This window comes from Nonomuraea sp. NPDC049028, assembly GCF_043197735.1.
GTDB lineage: Bacteria > Actinomycetota > Actinomycetes > Streptosporangiales > Streptosporangiaceae > Nonomuraea.
Genome location: NZ_JBICTR010000008.1, coordinates 383,827 through 399,082 on the forward strand (window position 1 = coordinate 383,827; position 15,256 = coordinate 399,082).

Sequence of the window (15,256 nt, forward strand, 5' to 3'; positions counted from 1 at the left end):
GTGTAGAGATGCCGCTGGTTGTCATCGAGCATCGGAAGAGGTAGTCTCCTTGACATACGGGAGGAAGTCGCTTCGGCCGCTTCCTCCCTTTCACGTGTTGCAGTATGCCATGCCTTGATCACTCGTTGTGAAGTTCTTTGCGGATGCCCCGAGAGATCTTCCCTGCCATGCCTTTTGCCGCAATTGCGGAGGATTGCCCGTCAGGGGCGACATAGCCGGTGAAGGTCGCTTGGGCTCGGACCGGCGGCGACTCGGAGTCAAGGGGTGAGGTCCTAGCCCCATGGCTACCGTCAGTGGTGGAGGGTGACTGCTCTCAAGATTCTCCGTGCAGTCTGTTGTCCTCCCATTTGATCTGATTGTTAGGGTTATCCGATTCGGGGCGAATACCGCGAGGGCCTGTGCCTCGGACGGTCCTTCTTGTGCTGCGGCTAAGAGCTGTTTCTTAGGTCTGACGACTATTCGTGGTGATGTTGTCACGATTGATGCATGGGCCGTGGCGGCTTAACGAATGCCGAGTGGGAGCGGCTCAGGCCGTCGTGGCGGGCGGTGGAATGACCATCGCACGACGATCGACGGCGTGTTCGGCTCGGACCGGGTTGCGCTGGCGGGATCTGCCCGAGCGGTTCGGTTCGTGGATCACGGTCTACAAGCGGCACCGCCGCTGGTCGGCCGATGGCACCTGGCAGATGCTGCTGACGGCGATCCAGACCGAGCAGGATGGCGAGGGGCGGGTGGACTGGGACATCTCCGTGGACTCCACTACCGTCCGGGCGCACCAGCACGCCGCTGGCGCGCCACGTACACCGCCGCCGGCCTCGCCGTCTCCCGCGCCGGGCCGCAAAAAAAGGGGACGTCGCCGGGACAAACCGGGGCGATCCGCTGCTGGCCACGCTGACGGCCCGGCTGGCCGAGGTGGTCAGGCTGGGGAGTGCTCAGGCCGCTCCCGCGGCGGGTTCACCACAAAGATCCACCTGTCGGCGGACGGCCACTGCCGGGTGCTGTCGCTGGTTCTGACGCCGGGCCAGTACGGTGACAGCCCGCAGTTGCGGCGGGTGCTGGGCCACATCCGCATTCCCCGGCTCGGGCCGGGACGTCCGCGCACCCGGCCGGACAGCCTGGCCGCGGACAAGGCGTATTCCTCCCGCGTCAACGGCGCCTACCTGCGCTGCCGCAAGATCCGCCACACCATTCCCGAACCACGTGATCACGCGCCCACCGGGCCGCCGCGGCTCGGCCGCAGGACGACCCACCGGCTCCGACGCCAACGCTACAAAGGCAGGAACGTCGTCGAACGGGCGATCAACCGGCTGAAGAACTTCCGGGCCGTGGCCACACGCTATGACAAACGCGCCTACATCTTCCTTGGCACCGTCACCATGGCCGCCTTGGTCATCTGACTGCGCACTTGATCTAAGAAACAGTCCTTAGCCGGCGATCCTGGCGTATTGGTAGCCGGTCTGGCCGTTTTCGTCTCCGGAGTGCTGGCGACCGACCATGACTTCGTAGTCGCCCGCCTTGGAATGGCTGCTGCCTTCCCTCTGTCCGGGGGTCCAGCGGTAGGAGGTCAGCTCGACGGTCCGCCCCCACGCGCTCAGGGAGGCGGTGGCGTAGCGCGTGGGCCCGTTCTCATCGCCGGAATGCTGCCGGCCGACCAGGACTTCATTCTGCGGAGCCGCGAAGAACGAGTTGCTCTCTCGCTGGGCTTCGCTCCAGGACGGTGCGCCGACCTTGACGCGTTGCCCGTCAATAAGGATCAGGCCGCAGTAGTAGGTGGTCTCGCCGTTCTCGTCCCCGAAGTGGGCGCGGCCGAGCAGGACCTGATCGGTCGGGCAGGCGACGGGGATGCGGGCCGATTCCCTCACCGTCTTGGCGTAGCCATCGATGATGGCGATCTCCGCCGCGTGGACGGCGGTCGCTTGTGAGACTCCGGCGACGGCCAGGGTGAGGAGCGTGCCGGTGAGGGCGGCGAGGGTTGCGCGGATCTGTCGCATGGGTCTCCGGTGCCCGACTGGCCATGTCCATGTCCAGTCACAGATAGTAGCTGGATAATTACCACACCCACAGTCGTCGAGCGTGCCCAGTCAGCACACGTCGCACGCTAGCGCCCATGGTCTGGCCGTGGCGGAGCGTGGGAACGCGAGGGCTTGCCCTCGCATGGGAGGGGCCGGAGGCCCCGGGGAGCACGCCGAGTCCCATGGGCGCGAAGCGCCTGATCGGCGAGCCCTTCTCCCGCACCACTGCGGCGGCGACCGTCTCACCCACGTCCATCACGCCACCGGGAAGCGCCCACAGACCGCAGTCGCGTCGGCGGTGCAGGAGTACTCGCCCGTCGTCGTCAATGACCACGGCCGATCCGCCAGGCACGATCAAATTCGGCGTGGGGAGAACTTGTGATCACGAGCAAGAGCCTGCGTCTGCGGTCGGCTGACCGGAATGCACTGCCACAACAGGGGGCGTACTCGGGCCCAAGCGTTACTAGCCCTCGCCCATACGAACACTTAGCAGCTAACTGTTCGTATGGGGAGCCGCGCGAGAACGCTTACGAAGTGCGGTAGAGACTGCTGCGTGCCTGGTTGCGCATCGCGCTGTGGACGGTAGCTGTATCGATCGTCCTTGACCGGGCTCGCGGTCAAGCGACCCGTACCGAGTGAGGCCCAACGCTGATCGTCACATCGACGTGGCCACCAAGGGCGGCCGCGTAGGGCGGATGAAAGTCCCACTGGCAGCCGGTCCGACCCTGGTAGAGGATCGCGTTGACGATCTACCTCATCACATAGCCGCCCTGGTGGCCGCTGACCGCGGGGTGCGTGGCCTTCCACGCCGCGATGACCGGTTCGATCAACACCCACCGCTCGTCGGATGAATCGCTCGGGTACGGTTTGCGCCCGCTCACACCGCTATCCCAGCGTCCAAGCCGACCAGCCTGGCATAACGCTACAGATTCATCTCATCACACTGCGACATGGCAGCCATCAACTCGGGAACCGCTCTACAGATGAAGTGCCATGCTCAGAGACCTTCTCGCTCAGGAGTCGGAGCGCGAGAAGAGCCTGCCAGACGCCAAGGATGACGGTGGGCATCCGCTCGAACAGCCCGGCCGGCAAGGTCCCCCCGTCCTGACCGTTGGCAGCCGAAACGCTGGCGAAGAAGAGCATGAAGAACGCGATGGCAAGGGTGCCCGTCACAATCGAGTAGGAAGTCCATCCGCGCCACTTGGCGCGAGCAAAGCGCCGTACCAACACGAAACAGGCGGCAGGGAGGGCGATGAATACGATCAGACTCGTGAGGTTGTGGATGGAACCGCCCAGGCTCGCGACAGCGGGCGTCGCCGTCGGGTAGCCGAGGATCGGGTCCGACACAAAAGGACCGATGGCGATAAGGCCGAGCCCGACGATGAAGAACAGGATTGATCCCCATAGGGAGCCGGCCCCAGTCCGCAGAACGCGCCTGAGGCCTGCCGCGAAGCACAGCGTGAGTAATCCATAGAACATGAAGTTAACGATCTGTATCCACCCTTGATCGCCCAGGCTGAGCGTACTGATGGTGTGGCGCCAGGCACTGTAGCCGGGACGGGTAGCCCCGGCGATGAGATACACGGCCACAAAGACCACCGGGCCGATCGCGCCGCAGAGCAGAAGAAGTTTGGTCGTCAGTCGATGATCCGTGGTGCCAGCCGATAACGTCGCCATACCGGTTCTCCTTTGAGTTGCCGTACCAGAGCGCGCAAATGTGTTGCCGGCCGAGCAGACACCGTTGCCGCGAACGCCTTCCGGCAGCGGCTGGGCGCGCCGATGACAGACAAGCAGCGTCACCATCGGTGCGCGACAGCGGTGACAACGGTTGGTGCCCGTCATCCGACATGTGCGGCATGGGCCCTTTCAAGGCCCGCAGGAGTAGTCTTCAGCCTCAACTTAAGTTGAGGTCAACCTGACGATCAGCCCAATCCTGTACTAAGCCCGCCGACCAGCCATAACGCCGTAGATCCACCCGATCACGCTACGACAGTTAGGGCATCAACTCGCGAGCCGCCCTCTCAGCCGACTTCGCGGCGCGGTACCCGCCCTAGCGTGCCTTGGCCCGCCTCCCCATAACATGAGGCTCATGCCCTTGGTCTGGCCGTGGCGGAGCGTGGGAGCGCGAGGGCTTGCCCTCGCATAGGAGGGGCCGAAGGCCCCGGGGAGCACGCCGAAGCCCCATGGGCGCGAAGCGCCTGATCGGCGAGCCCTTTGTAAAGCTCAGCCCGGCTCGGCGAAAGAGAGCTCCGGGGCACCATCCCGGTCAAACGGCAGCACGAACCGGCGCGGCCAAGACAGTACCCCTTCCAACCAGCCGGCCCCCATCGTCTGCCCCACGTGCCGCAACCGTGATGACGGGTCGACGCCGATCGCGACCGTGGTGATGTCGCGCTGGACGCCCTCGCTCTCGTCGTCACCCAGGATGACCCGCCAGGCCAGCGCCCTGTTGTGGTCGACCTCCATCGACAGTGGGTGGTGGCGCAGTGCCTTGGCGCGGTGGCCGAGCAGTTCCGATTGCAGGAGTTCGGCCGAGCTGCCGTTGGGCGCGTTGCGGAACAGGGCGTACTCCATCGGCGGTGCCGGGCTGCGCAGGTTCGGGGCCGGCTGGCCGTACGGGAAGAGTCTGTCGACCTCGTGCAGCCAGCGCACCTGCGGGATGACCCATGAGGCGCCGGGGCGTTCGCCGCCGCTGTCCACGGCGGCGAGGAGGCGGGTGGCCGTCTCGGCGGCCTTCTCGGTGAGCAGGGCCGGGTCGAACCAGCTGCGCAGCGACCAGGCCCGGCGCTGTACCGAGCGTTCGATCAGGGTGGCCAGCAGGCACTCCCGGCGTCTGGCGGGCAGCTCGGACCAGGCGGCCGTCAAGGCGCGCGGTACGCCGGGCAGCGGCCGGTTGCTCACGAAGGCCAGGACGACCGTGTCGCACCAGATGCGCAGCCAGGCCCAGTCGGGCGCGTCGGCGAGGACGTCGGCCTCGCGGAGTTCGACCAGGGTGCACGCCTGGCCGGTGCGGCACTGGCTGCCGCAGGCCGCCGATCTTCGGCCCCGGATCGGCGGGGCCGGGCTGGCAAGCAGCTTCTCGCGGGACTCGCCGAGCGGCACCCGGACGCGCAGCGGGCGGTCCATCCCGTCGGCGAACACCGCGGCGGACCCCGGTTGCAGGGAGACGACGTGGCGGGACTGTTCCTCGCTGAGGTTCATGGCCCCGCCGACGAGTTGCCGGTCGTCCTCGGCGGGGAGCCGGTGGACGACCTTGAGCGCGGTGTTCTTGACCACGTCGGTGACGAGCTTGGTGGGGATCTGCTCGGCCACCACGATGCCCTCGCCGTACGCCCGGATCTCGGCGAGCATGCCGGCCAGCAGTTCGACCGCGTGGGTGGAGGCGCGGCCGGTGCCGCGGTCGCGCAGCAGCCGGTGGGCCTCCTCGATGACGATGACGTGGCGCAGGCCGGTGGACTTCTCCTGCCGGGCCCGCATCCGCAGGTGCTCGACTATGCGGATGATCAGCGTGCCCATCAGGAACGCCTTGTCCTCGTCGTTGGCCACGTCCTCGATCGCCAGCACCACGTTGCGCTCCAGCAAGCCGCCGATGTCGGCCGGGTGGCCGCCCTCGAAGAAGCGGCCGGCCGAGCCGACGCGGAGCGAGCGCAGCCGCAGCGAGATGAAGCCCTCCACGTCGGCCTGGACCTCGCGGCCGTAGCCGATCTCCCGGATCACGTCCATGGCGTGCTGCTGGAGCAGTTCGAGGGTCGGCACGCTGGGCGGCACCTTGGAGCCCGGTACGGCGCCGCCGGTGACCACGTCCCACCCGGTGGCCTCATAAACGCGCTGCAGGGCCAGCGACATGATCTGCGGGAACGGCTCCTCGGCGTCGAAGGCCGCCATGAACAGCGCCCTGACCATGTCGATGTGGGCCTGGACCGGGTAGCCGGGCTCGGGTTCCAGCGGGTTGATGCTGAACGGCACACCGGCAGGGGCCGACGGGTTGATCACAGTGACCGTGCCGGGCTCGATGCGGCCGGCCATCGCGGCGTACTCGGACTTGGCCGGCTCGATCGCCAGCCACGGGATGCCGGCCCTGCTGAGCTGCTCCAGCAGGTGCCTGACCGTCTGCGACTTGCCCGAGCCGGTGGCCCCGGTGACGAAGGCGTGCCGATTGAGCGTGCTCAGCGGCACCCGGAAGGAGCCGACGCACCGGTCCTGCCCGTCGAGGATCTCCCCCAGGTCCAGCTCGCCCTCCTCGGCCTCGGAGGTCACGTCGAAGAACCCGGAGTCGAGCACCCGTACGCCCGGCACCTCGCGCCTGGGCAGCCCGGCCAGCGCCGCGAGGGCCCCGGCGGTCGCGGCGAAGGGCGCGGCGGCGCCGTCGGCCGGGTCCTGCATCGTCAGGGCGAGCGCCTCCGACAGGCCGTAGACGGCGCCCTGGGCGCTGCGCAGCCGGTAGGGGTGGTGGCTCATCTCGACGGAGCCGACCAGGACCGGCGCGATCTGCCGGAGCTCCTCGGCCGTGGCGCCGCCGGCCAGCACGCGGACGTTCCAGAGCCCCGCCTCGCGGAAGGCGTCGAGCTCCTGCATGCGGCGTTCGGCCCGCTCGGCGTCGAACCTGCTGCGCTCGGAGGCGTCGCCGTACTGCCTGAGCACGTTGAGCTGCGTACGCAGGTGCGCGACCTCGGCGTCGAGCAGGTCGGTCGGCTCGGCCACCACCAGCCACGCGAACGGCCTCGACATGAGCGTGACCAGCGTCGCCTCGAACAGCGTCGGCCGCTTCAGCTCGTCGGGTTCGAGCCCGCCGAACTCGCGCCGGCCGCCCAGCGGCGGCGCCTGCCGTCCCGGGCACGGCGTCCACACCAGGTCGGCGAGGTCGGCCAGGTACTCCTCGTCGAGCTGCACCCCCCGCGCCCCGCCGGGGAACAGCAGCGGCTGCGGACCGGCCGGCGCCCCCGGCGCGTCGGTGGCGCGGCGCGGCTGGCGCGGCGGCGACAGCGGCCCGGCGTTGGTGATGAGCTCGAGCGGCGCCCCTGATCCACGGGAGAGCCACCCGATGACGAAGGGCCGGTCACGTTGGGCGGCGGACAGCACGGCGGGCAGCACGGTGACGAAGTCCCACTCCGCCGACGAGCTTCGCGAGGGTGCCGCGATCGACTGGATTCGGTACCAGGGCCCGCTCAGCGAGACACTCGACTGCATTTCATTCCCCCACAGACGGTTGCTAGTAAAATCCGCCTACCGTCAGCGCGCCACGTTGACATTTGCCATGTCATTGCCTGTCCTTGCGCCAGTCCAGGCGTGACGGCGGCGGGCCGAGGTTCGGCGGCGGCTCTCCGTCGCCGTCTCCGCCCTTGCCGTCGATCGCGAGTACGGCCTCGCGGACGTCGTCCAGCTCGCCGAGCGTGGTCTTGGGAAATGTGAGGATGGCCGGGTTCGCGTCGGCCAGGCGGACCCGGCGGCCCTGCGCGGTCGCGTCGGTGACGATCACCGACGTCGTGGGCAACTGCTGGAGCTGGTGCGGCTCGACGAGGAACTCGCGCGAACGCTGCAGCACCCGCTCCTTCTCGGAGATCTTGTCGGCCGTCCTGCCCCACTCCGTCGACTCCACGAGGTCCTCCGCGAGGTCCGTACGGTTGTCGTCACGCTCCCCCGTGGCATCCTCGACCTGGGAGATCGTGGAGGTGTAGCCGCCGTCGAGGCCGGGGATCGAGTCGCTGATCGTCTCGGTGAGCTGGGCCAGCTCCAGCCGGTGCTCGGTGCCGACGTGCTCACTGGCCACCCGGGCGTCCTCGGCGTTGCCGAGGCGCATGAACGCCACCGCCGCGTGGCCCCTGCCGAGCCGCTCCCGCACGGTCGGGGTCAGACTCCGGTACGTCAACACCAGGCCGGTCCTGGACGTCTCACAGGCGTCCATGAGCCGGTCCAGCACGTCGCCACGGAGCTTGTCGGCCCCCGCCACGATGATCGTGTGATACCAGGGCCGGTCGGCGGCGGGCGACTGGCGCAGGATGTGCGTGAGCGCGGTGGCCACGTAGGTGCCGAGCACCCGGTTGCCGAACACCCCGGCCTGCCGGTCCATGCTCACCACCCGCAACCTGGCCGGCGGCAGCCGTACGGCCTCCGTACCGAGCGTCTCCAGCTTGCGCAGCTGGGACTCCAGCGCCCAGGCCCGCTCGATCACCACGCGGTCGCTGACGCCCCGCCCGAACAGCGTGCCGATCCGTTCGAGCTGCGTCGCCGTGATCAGCCCGAACCTCAGGTCGTCGCGCGGGTCGCCGACCTGGGCGAGTGCCCGCAGCGCGGCGGTGACCTGGTTGATCGTGGCGTTCTCGCCGAGCACCTCCAGCACCCGCTCCAGGATCGCGTTGTCGAAGCTGAGGTCGCGCGTGGTGCGGTGCTCCTCGCTCACGCTGACCACGTGGGCGAGCACGTCGGCGAACGCCTCGGGCTTCAGCGTCGCGCCCAGGTCCAGCCGGGGCAGGTCCGTCGGCAGCACCCAGACCAGCGGGTCGTCGCCACCCCGGCGGGCCAGCTCGATCAGGTCCTTGGCGATCGCGCCCTCGGACAGGTCGAGCACGGTGAGGTGGCCGCCGCTGTAGAGGCGGGTGGCGCCGAGCAGGGTGATCAGCGCCGACCAGCCGGGCAGCGTGCCGCCGGCCACGTCGATGCGGTCGATCTCGTCGGGGACGGCGACCGCGTACCAGGTGAGCTGGCGGTCGTGGCGTTCCTTGACCTCCTGCCACTCGCGGTAGCGCTGGGCGTGCTCCTCCTGCGCGCGGAACAGCTCTTTGTCACGTTCCCGTCGCTGCCGGTCGTCGCGGGCCTGCTGCTCGCTCACCCGGTAGCGGACCGCCCGGTCACCCTGTACGAGCGCGTAGCTGCAGATGATCGCCACGCCGCCGGCCGCGACCAGACCCAGCAGCGCGAACGACCACTGCAGGTAACCGGCGACGGCCAGCCCGAGTATCAGCACGGTGAGGATGACCATGAACACCCTGAACACCCGCACGGGCCGGTTGAGCAGGTCTTGCTGGAAGCGTTCGCGGCGCAGCAACTCCTGGTCGGCCTCCGCGGAGGCGGCCTCCCCTTCGCCGGGCGAGGGACGCTTGGGCGGCGGTCCCGGATCAGGGTGCAGCAGGATGTACTGCCAACCCAGGTAGATGCGGTCCGCCTGGAGCTGCGCATGCTCGGGATGCACGTCCGCCACGTGACCCTCCGGCCGCGATATGTCGTTAGTGGGGGCTGACCCTCCGCTCCGTGACAGCGTATGAGCTAGACCCCCTGCTGCGGCAGGGTTCTCGGCAATTAGACCAGCCAGATGGGAGGCTAGCGGCAGATGGGGCAAGCGTGACCTATTACCATCCTTACCCATGACGGAACCCTCCGGCGGCAGCAACAAGCCCAAACGCCCGGTAGTGGTGCCGGCAGTGGCCCTGGTGGCAGTCACCGCCCTCGGCATCACCGCCCTGCTCGGCGGTTTCGCCGAGGTTCCCGATCCGGCCCCGCCTCAATACGGGGAGGGGGCGGTGCTCGACCAGGGGCAGTTCAGTACGCAGTTCGTGACGGCCAAGCTGGCCACGCAGAAGGCCAAGGCCGACTGGGACACCGACAAACGCTTCGTGGAGCTGACCTTCAAGGTGACGAACCAGGGCAAGGCCACGGCGATGGTCGGCCTTCCGCCCAGCAAGCCGGAGGGCTCGATCTCGGCGACGAGCTTCGCCGGGTCGCTGGTCAAGGTGACCCCGCAGGTCCAGGCGAAGGGCGTGCCGACGGTCTACAGCCTGTCGAAGAACGCGCAGAGCGGCCAGCTTCAGCCGGGCGTCCCGACCACGGTCATCCTCCGCTACGACCTGGACGGCGCGGCCAAGCCGCCGCAGAAGGTGACGCTGGACGTGGCGGGCTTCGAATACGAGCCGGGCTTCAACGACCCGTCCTTCCACTGGAGCCTGATCTCGGAAGAGTCCGACTCAGAAGGGTCCGGCTCGGGAGTGCCCGGCAACGGACGGCGTCCCGTCGTCCAGGCCCAGGTGACGCTCCCGGTGCACGGCGCGGAGGCGACATGACCGCCACCGCGTCCCGCCGCCCGCCCGGCCGCCGCTCCCGCGCCCGCCGGCAGGGCGGCTCGCGCGTGCTCGGCGCCCTCGTCGGCCTGGCGCTGCTGGGCGGCGCGGTCGGCCTCCAGACGCGCAACCTGACCCCGAACGAGATGGACGCCCCCATCACCACCGTCGGCGCGAAGGGCCAGGAGGTGAACACCGGCAGGTTCGCGGTCCGCGTCAACTCGGTCACCATGGCGCGGGCCGTACAGGGCGCGCGCGGGAAGGTGGAGACCGAGCAGCTCTTCCTGATCGTCCAGGCGTCCGCGACCTCCGCCACCAAACCCCTGCACCTGGGCACCCCCGCGCTGCTGACCCCGGACGGCGTCAGCTACGACGCCACGGACAAGATCGAGGCATCCGAGACGCTGGCCAACCCCTGGATACAGCCGGGCTTCTGGGTCAGCGGCAACTTCGTCTTCGAGATCCCCGATTCGGCGCTCGAAGGCGCGCGGGTCGTGTTCAAGCTGCCCGGATCGGCACTGGTCGAGCCGTTCGAGCCGGAGGCCGAGGTCGATCTGGGCATCGACGGCCCGGCAGCGGCCCAGCTCAAGTCCGCGCCCAGCGACGTCTACATCCTGAAGAAGAGCTGATGAGCACAGACGACCGCGGCTGGTTCTCCCCTCCGGCCGGCCAGAACACGGACCAGCCCCAGCCCCAGGCGCCGCCTCCGTCCCAGCCGCCACCTCGATCTCAGAGGCCGCGGCCGCGGCGGCGCCGTTCGGCCGCCACGCGGGTGGTCCCTCCCGATCAGCAGGTGTGGCCGCCCAAGCGGACCGAACCCTCGGTGGACACCTCCACCCAGCCGATCCCGGCCATCCCCAGCGCCGGGCCACTTCCCCGGCCATCCGTCCCACCCCTCCCCGTCGTCCCGCCCCCTGCCGAGGAACCGGCGGTTCCGGTCGCCGCCGAGGTGCCGGTCGCCGTGACTCCGCCGCCGCCGCGCCGCCGCCGGCCCGTGCTGACGGCGCTCGGAGCCGTGGCCGCGCTGGTCGTGGCGGTCGGGGCGACGACGTACGACCGCTATCACGTCTATCTGGTCAGATCAGGGCAGCTTCCGGCGAAGCAGGAGCAGGTCGTACCGGCGGGGCAGTCCGTCACGGTCAAGCACGTCAGCTGGAAGTCCACGATGGAGACCGTGCCGCAGATCCCCGGCAGCAAGCCCCAGCCGGGGTCGGCCTACCTCAAGATCGACATCACCCGGTCGGCCGTCGACGCGGACGGAGCGGTCAAGACGGCCAAGCCCAAGGACCTGTTCGTGACGGATCGACAGGGCCGTACGTGGGTGGCCCTGGTCGGCGGCGACACGACACCGGCCGAGAAGATGGAGGTGGGCGAGTCGTACCAGATGACGGCCTACGCCCGGGTGCCGGCCGCGCAGGCGGCCGAGGTCGAGCTGCTGCTCACGCCGAGCAACTACCGCTCGGACATCCCCACGGCCCAGCTCATGACCGCGAAGACGGAGCCGGAGCTGGACGTGCTGCGCTTCAAGCGCTGACGCTCCGACCGGCCGGGTGCGGCACGTCAGGGCGTACGGCGCGTCAGGCGCTGACGCCCGTCCGGCCGCCTCGTACGGCGGGCGATTCCGGCGTTTCGGGCGCCGGTGCCATCCGGCGGCCCCGCGTGGCCGCGATGTCGAACGCGGCGGCCAGCAGGGCCATGGTCAGGATCGTGACGAGCAGGTTCTTGACGAAGTCGACGGGGGTGCCGACGAGCATCCAGAGCCACTCCACCTTCGACCCGATCAGCGTCCGCACGCCGCGCATCGCGTACTCCGCGCCGACGTGCAGCGACACGTAGCACAGGCACATCATCCCGAACAGCGCCACGCCGCCCGTCAGCGTCTGCCTGAAGGAGTTGGCCAGGGGGACCCAGCGCTCCTGGAAGCCGCCGGTGATCCGCTCGACCGACTTCTGCGTGATCGAGTGGGTCGAGTAGAGCTTGTCGATCCCCTTCTCGAAGCGCGTGTCGCGGAGCATCGTACGGGCGTCGTCGGCGTACGTACCGAAGACCAGCACCGCCACCGTCAGCCAGGTGAGCGGGATGAAGACACCGTCCACGATGTACGGCCAGATTTCACCGACCGCTCCCCAGAACGCCTCCCAGCCGGGGATGCTCTGCTCGGCCTGGGTCACGAGCTCACCCGAGGCGGACACGGCGAGGCGGTGCGAGACCCAGTCGGCGCGCGCGTTGGCCAGCACGAAGGTGGCGTTCAGGCCGAAGAACACGAAGGCGAACTCGGACAGGGCGGTGCCCAGCCCCGAGATCTTCCCGTCGCCCCGCTCCACCATTTTGCTGAACAGCGCGCGCAGCAGGAACGCCACCGCCATCAGGCCGAGGGAGATCCGCCAGTCGAGGTCGATGAGCCCCCGCCCGACCGTGCTGCTCCTGCCGAGGAAGCTGTCGCTGAAGAAGTCGTCGATGTTGTGCAGGAAGTCCGTCTGTACGAAGTCGCGGGCGTCCTCGACATGGAACCCCCAGGTCAGGTAGATGACCGCGAAGGCGGGCGCGACGCGGTTCATGGAGACCCAGTAGCGCTCGTCCTCCTCACCCCCCGCCCGCCGGGCGTTGATCTCCCAGAGCGCGCCGCGTACCGACCACAGCATGCCCGCGGTGATCGTCATCGACGCCATGACGATGAGCGTCAGCACCGCGATGGTCGCGACCAGGCGCAGCTGCCGGGCGTCTCCATGAGAGATCTCCGTACCGAGGTACAGCAGCCCGAAGCGCACCGCCTGACCGGCCGAGAACCAGGCGATCAGCGGTAGCGCGCACTTCCCGGCGATGCGTAGCGCGTGCAAGGGCAGAGAGAACGGCGACGGCATCGGTCCCGGAACGGACACGGGCCGGGACGGGGCCATCACTCCTGACATCGCGGACACCCACGGGATCCTACCGACATGTCGAGACATGCGACTACCAGGCGTGATGATCGCCGCGCATTCATGGCGAACCTGAAAGGAGATACCCACAACAGACCAGAGCGCCCGGCGCAATCCGGCGAGATGTGGGGGAACATAGCGACATGGAGGCACGGCCCGCGCTGGACACAGATCCGGTCATCGTCGGGCAACGAGTGCGACTGCTGCGCCAGGCGGCGGGCGTCTCGCTGTCCGAGCTGGCCAGGCGCGCCGACATCGACAGGACAACGCTGCTCGAAGTGGAGACCGGCCTGGCCAAGGCGACGGCGGAGATGCTCTGGGCCATCACCGCGCAGCTCGGCGTTCCGATCGGCGCGATACTCGACACACCGCCATCGCCACAGGTCGTGCATGGCACGGCGATCGAGGCCGCGCTGCTGGAGGTGTTCGAGGACGGGCGGGTGACCTATGAGCTCTACCGGCTGCGGATTCCGCCCGGCATCACCCAGACCTCCCTTGCGCATCTGGAAGGGGTGACCGAGCACCTCACGGTCTACGCCGGCACCCTGATCGCGGGACCGATGGACGCGCCGCTGACGGCGGGCCCCGGCCACCACATCTCGTGGCGCTCGGACGTCCCGCACGGCTACCGCGCGGTCGCCCCGGACGAGGTCAGAGCCTCACTGCTGATGCGCTACCCAACGGAAACCCGCACCTGACCGAGCACCCGTACCTGACCGGCGCTCAGGGCGCGCCCTCAGGACGCGCCCTCAGGACGGGCGCTCAGGACGGGCGCTCAGGACGGGCGCTCAGGACGGGCGCCTCAGGCGGCCAAGGCGGGCCGGCAGGTGCGGCAGGGCCGGTAACCGGCCTCCTGGGCCTGGGCGATGCTGCGGAAGCCGTGCCGGTGCGCGGCGGTGATGCGCCGGGCGTTGTGACAGGTCGGGAAGCACACCACACCGGTGGTGTCGCTGGCCAGGTAGAACACCCGCGCCCGCGCCAGCCGCCGCACCGCGTCCAGATCCACGCCCTCGGCCACCAGCAGCCGCTCCTTGGCCGCCGCCCCGAACACGTAGTCGCCCGCCACCCCGTCGGACCTGGTCACCCGGTGGCACGGGACGAGCAGCGGCACCGGGTTCGCGCCCAGCGCCGCGCCCACCGCGCGTACCGCCTTGGGCCTGCCGACCTGGGCCGCGATCCAGGCGTAGGGACGTACCTCGCCCCTGGGGATCGTCCGGGCGGCCAGCAGGACGTCGCGCTGGAAGTCGCTCAGCCCCCGCAGGTCGAGCGCGACCCCCGAGGAGCGGCCGGTGCGCAGCGCGGGCAGCAGTCCGGCGGGCGGCCGGTCGGCGGGCAGCAACGGACGTCCGGCCCGCGCCCTGAAGGCGGCGGCGAAGCCCTCGCCCCGATGAACGTAGGCGATGCCTTGGCCGGTGAACGCGACGGAAAGCTCCCCGAGCGGGCTCGGCGCCGTCACCCAGCGCGCGGCGATCCGCTCCAGCAGCCCGTCGGGCGCGTCCGTGGCCAGTGCCGCGAGTCCGGCAAGCAGCGGGTCCTGGGTCATTGGACACCTCCAAGTGTGCGCAGTCGCCGCAGGCCCCGCGACACATGCGACTTGACCGTGCCCTGCGGAATTCTGAGGACCGTGGCGATCTCACTGACCGGTAGATCGACGACATGCCGGAGGACAACGGCCACTCGCTGATCCTCCGGCAGCATGCCGAGCATTTCTGCGAGCTTGTCACCGGTCTCATGCCGCACCGCCGCGTCCTCCACGCTCTCGCGTGGATCAACGGTATCGACCGGCTCCTCGCGCAGATCGGGGGGCGGCTTCCGGGACTTGGTACGGGCGCAGTTGCGCCAGATGTTCAGCAGAATCGTCAGGAGCCAGGCCCGCGGTTGCAGGGCGGCGATCCGTTCTCGCTCGTAGCCGGCGACGGCACGGTAGGCACGTAGGAACGTCTCGGCGGTGAGGTCCTCGGCATCGGCCCACCGCCCGCTCAGCCGCAGCGCGGTCGAGAAGACCACGCCGCGATAGGCGCCGAACAGCTCGGCGAACCCTCCGTCGAGGTCGTCGAGCAGCGCCTTTCGCACCGGGTCGAGGCAGTCGATGTCACTCACACCAGGTACAACACCACCGGGCCGTAATCCGTTGCACCCTATGACCGGCCATGGTCTCACCGTCTCGTCACGGCGCCCGGCCGTTTCTCTCACTCCCCCGAAGGGGGTGTCCCGCCAAAGACCCCAGCCCTCACGGACCCGGAAAGCAGAAGGCCCACGTCCGAGATCGGACGCAGGC

14 protein-coding genes are annotated in these 15,256 nt (G+C 69.2%); 5 read left to right on the forward strand and 9 right to left on the reverse strand.

Annotated features, from left to right (window positions below; all coding sequences use genetic code 11):
- Nucleotides 1–551: 551 nt before the first annotated feature.
- Nucleotides 552–1,397, forward strand: coding sequence for an IS5 family transposase (locus tag ACGFJ2_RS32280; protein ID WP_393474674.1), 846 nt, complete (start codon nt 552–554; stop codon nt 1,395–1,397).
- A 27-nt stretch (nt 1,398–1,424) separates the two neighbouring features.
- Here ACGFJ2_RS32280 and ACGFJ2_RS32285 read toward each other — a convergent pair whose 3' ends face one another.
- The 6 genes from ACGFJ2_RS32285 to ACGFJ2_RS32310 all read right to left on the reverse strand — a co-directional run bounded on the left by ACGFJ2_RS32285 (nt 1,425) and on the right by ACGFJ2_RS32310 (nt 9,207).
- On the reverse strand, nt 1,425–1,991 hold the full coding sequence (locus ACGFJ2_RS32285) for a hypothetical protein (RefSeq protein ID WP_357958136.1): 567 nt from the start codon (nt 1,989–1,991) through the stop codon (nt 1,425–1,427).
- 58 nt (nt 1,992–2,049) lie between these two features.
- Nucleotides 2,050–2,364 carry an NUDIX domain-containing protein gene (locus ACGFJ2_RS32290; RefSeq protein WP_357958138.1) on the reverse strand — a complete coding sequence of 105 codons (315 nt, stop codon included), beginning with the start codon at nt 2,362–2,364 and terminating at the stop codon, nt 2,050–2,052.
- 397 nt (nt 2,365–2,761) lie between these two features.
- Nucleotides 2,762–2,893 carry a hypothetical protein gene (locus ACGFJ2_RS32295; RefSeq protein ID WP_357958139.1) on the reverse strand — a complete coding sequence of 44 codons (132 nt, stop codon included), beginning with the start codon at nt 2,891–2,893 and terminating at the stop codon, nt 2,762–2,764.
- A 79-nt stretch (nt 2,894–2,972) separates the two neighbouring features.
- The gene (locus ACGFJ2_RS32300) at nt 2,973–3,815 is read right to left on the reverse strand and encodes a DUF998 domain-containing protein (RefSeq protein ID WP_393474679.1); all 843 of its coding nucleotides are present in this window, start codon (nt 3,813–3,815) and stop codon (nt 2,973–2,975) included.
- A gap of 420 nt (nt 3,816–4,235) precedes the next feature.
- Nucleotides 4,236–7,199 carry an ATP-binding protein gene (locus tag ACGFJ2_RS32305; protein WP_225294305.1) on the reverse strand — a complete coding sequence of 988 codons (2,964 nt, stop codon included), beginning with the start codon at nt 7,197–7,199 and terminating at the stop codon, nt 4,236–4,238.
- Nucleotides 7,200–7,269: 70 nt separating this feature from the next.
- Nucleotides 7,270–9,207, reverse strand: coding sequence for a hypothetical protein (locus ACGFJ2_RS32310; RefSeq protein ID WP_357958145.1), 1,938 nt, complete (start codon nt 9,205–9,207; stop codon nt 7,270–7,272).
- Nucleotides 9,208–9,370: 163 nt separating this feature from the next.
- Here ACGFJ2_RS32310 and ACGFJ2_RS32315 point away from each other — a divergent pair, with 163 nt between their 5' ends.
- From ACGFJ2_RS32315 to ACGFJ2_RS32325, 3 genes are read left to right on the forward strand one after another with little or no spacing between them, the layout of a single operon-like run.
- Nucleotides 9,371–10,063: a hypothetical protein gene (locus ACGFJ2_RS32315; RefSeq protein ID WP_357958147.1), complete on the forward strand. Its 693-nt coding sequence runs from the start codon at nt 9,371–9,373 to the stop codon at nt 10,061–10,063.
- Complete coding sequence (locus ACGFJ2_RS32320; RefSeq protein WP_393474682.1) at nt 10,060–10,689, forward strand: hypothetical protein; 630 nt, start codon at nt 10,060–10,062, stop codon at nt 10,687–10,689. Before ACGFJ2_RS32315 ends, ACGFJ2_RS32320 begins: the two co-directional genes overlap by 4 nt.
- On the forward strand, nt 10,689–11,594 hold the full coding sequence (locus ACGFJ2_RS32325) for a hypothetical protein (RefSeq protein WP_393474685.1): 906 nt from the start codon (nt 10,689–10,691) through the stop codon (nt 11,592–11,594). The genes ACGFJ2_RS32320 and ACGFJ2_RS32325 overlap by 1 nt, the downstream gene beginning before the upstream one ends.
- A 43-nt stretch (nt 11,595–11,637) precedes the next feature.
- On the opposite strand, the gene ACGFJ2_RS32330 is transcribed toward ACGFJ2_RS32325, so the two are convergent.
- On the reverse strand, nt 11,638–12,978 hold the full coding sequence (locus ACGFJ2_RS32330) for a hypothetical protein (RefSeq protein WP_393474688.1): 1,341 nt from the start codon (nt 12,976–12,978) through the stop codon (nt 11,638–11,640).
- Between the two features lie 143 nt (nt 12,979–13,121).
- On the opposite strand from ACGFJ2_RS32330, the gene ACGFJ2_RS32335 reads away from it, so the two are divergent.
- Entirely contained in the window at nt 13,122–13,676 is a 555-nt protein-coding gene (locus ACGFJ2_RS32335) for an XRE family transcriptional regulator (RefSeq protein ID WP_357958155.1), read from the forward strand.
- 104 nt (nt 13,677–13,780) lie between these two features.
- On the opposite strand, the gene ACGFJ2_RS32340 is transcribed toward ACGFJ2_RS32335, so the two are convergent.
- Nucleotides 13,781–14,521 carry a methylated-DNA--[protein]-cysteine S-methyltransferase gene (locus ACGFJ2_RS32340; protein WP_393474691.1) on the reverse strand — a complete coding sequence of 247 codons (741 nt, stop codon included), beginning with the start codon at nt 14,519–14,521 and terminating at the stop codon, nt 13,781–13,783.
- Entirely contained in the window at nt 14,518–15,078 is a 561-nt protein-coding gene (locus ACGFJ2_RS32345; protein ID WP_357958159.1) for an RNA polymerase sigma factor, read from the reverse strand. The genes ACGFJ2_RS32340 and ACGFJ2_RS32345 overlap by 4 nt, the downstream gene beginning before the upstream one ends.
- Between the last annotated feature and the right edge of the window lie 178 nt (nt 15,079–15,256).

Coding starts and splice junctions, on each gene's coding strand:
- ACGFJ2_RS32280 (WP_393474674.1), top strand. CDS start 552: ATGACCATCGCACGACGATCGACGGCGTGTTCGGCTCGGACCGGGTTG.
- ACGFJ2_RS32285 (WP_357958136.1), bottom strand. CDS start 1,991: ATGCGACAGATCCGCGCAACCCTCGCCGCCCTCACCGGCACGCTCCTC.
- ACGFJ2_RS32300 (WP_393474679.1), bottom strand. CDS start 3,815: ATGGTGACGCTGCTTGTCTGTCATCGGCGCGCCCAGCCGCTGCCGGAA.
- ACGFJ2_RS32305 (WP_225294305.1), bottom strand. CDS start 7,199: ATGCAGTCGAGTGTCTCGCTGAGCGGGCCCTGGTACCGAATCCAGTCG.
- ACGFJ2_RS32315 (WP_357958147.1), top strand. CDS start 9,371: ATGACGGAACCCTCCGGCGGCAGCAACAAGCCCAAACGCCCGGTAGTG.
- ACGFJ2_RS32320 (WP_393474682.1), top strand. CDS start 10,060: ATGACCGCCACCGCGTCCCGCCGCCCGCCCGGCCGCCGCTCCCGCGCC.
- ACGFJ2_RS32325 (WP_393474685.1), top strand. CDS start 10,689: ATGAGCACAGACGACCGCGGCTGGTTCTCCCCTCCGGCCGGCCAGAAC.
- ACGFJ2_RS32335 (WP_357958155.1), top strand. CDS start 13,122: ATGGAGGCACGGCCCGCGCTGGACACAGATCCGGTCATCGTCGGGCAA.
- ACGFJ2_RS32340 (WP_393474691.1), bottom strand. CDS start 14,521: ATGACCCAGGACCCGCTGCTTGCCGGACTCGCGGCACTGGCCACGGAC.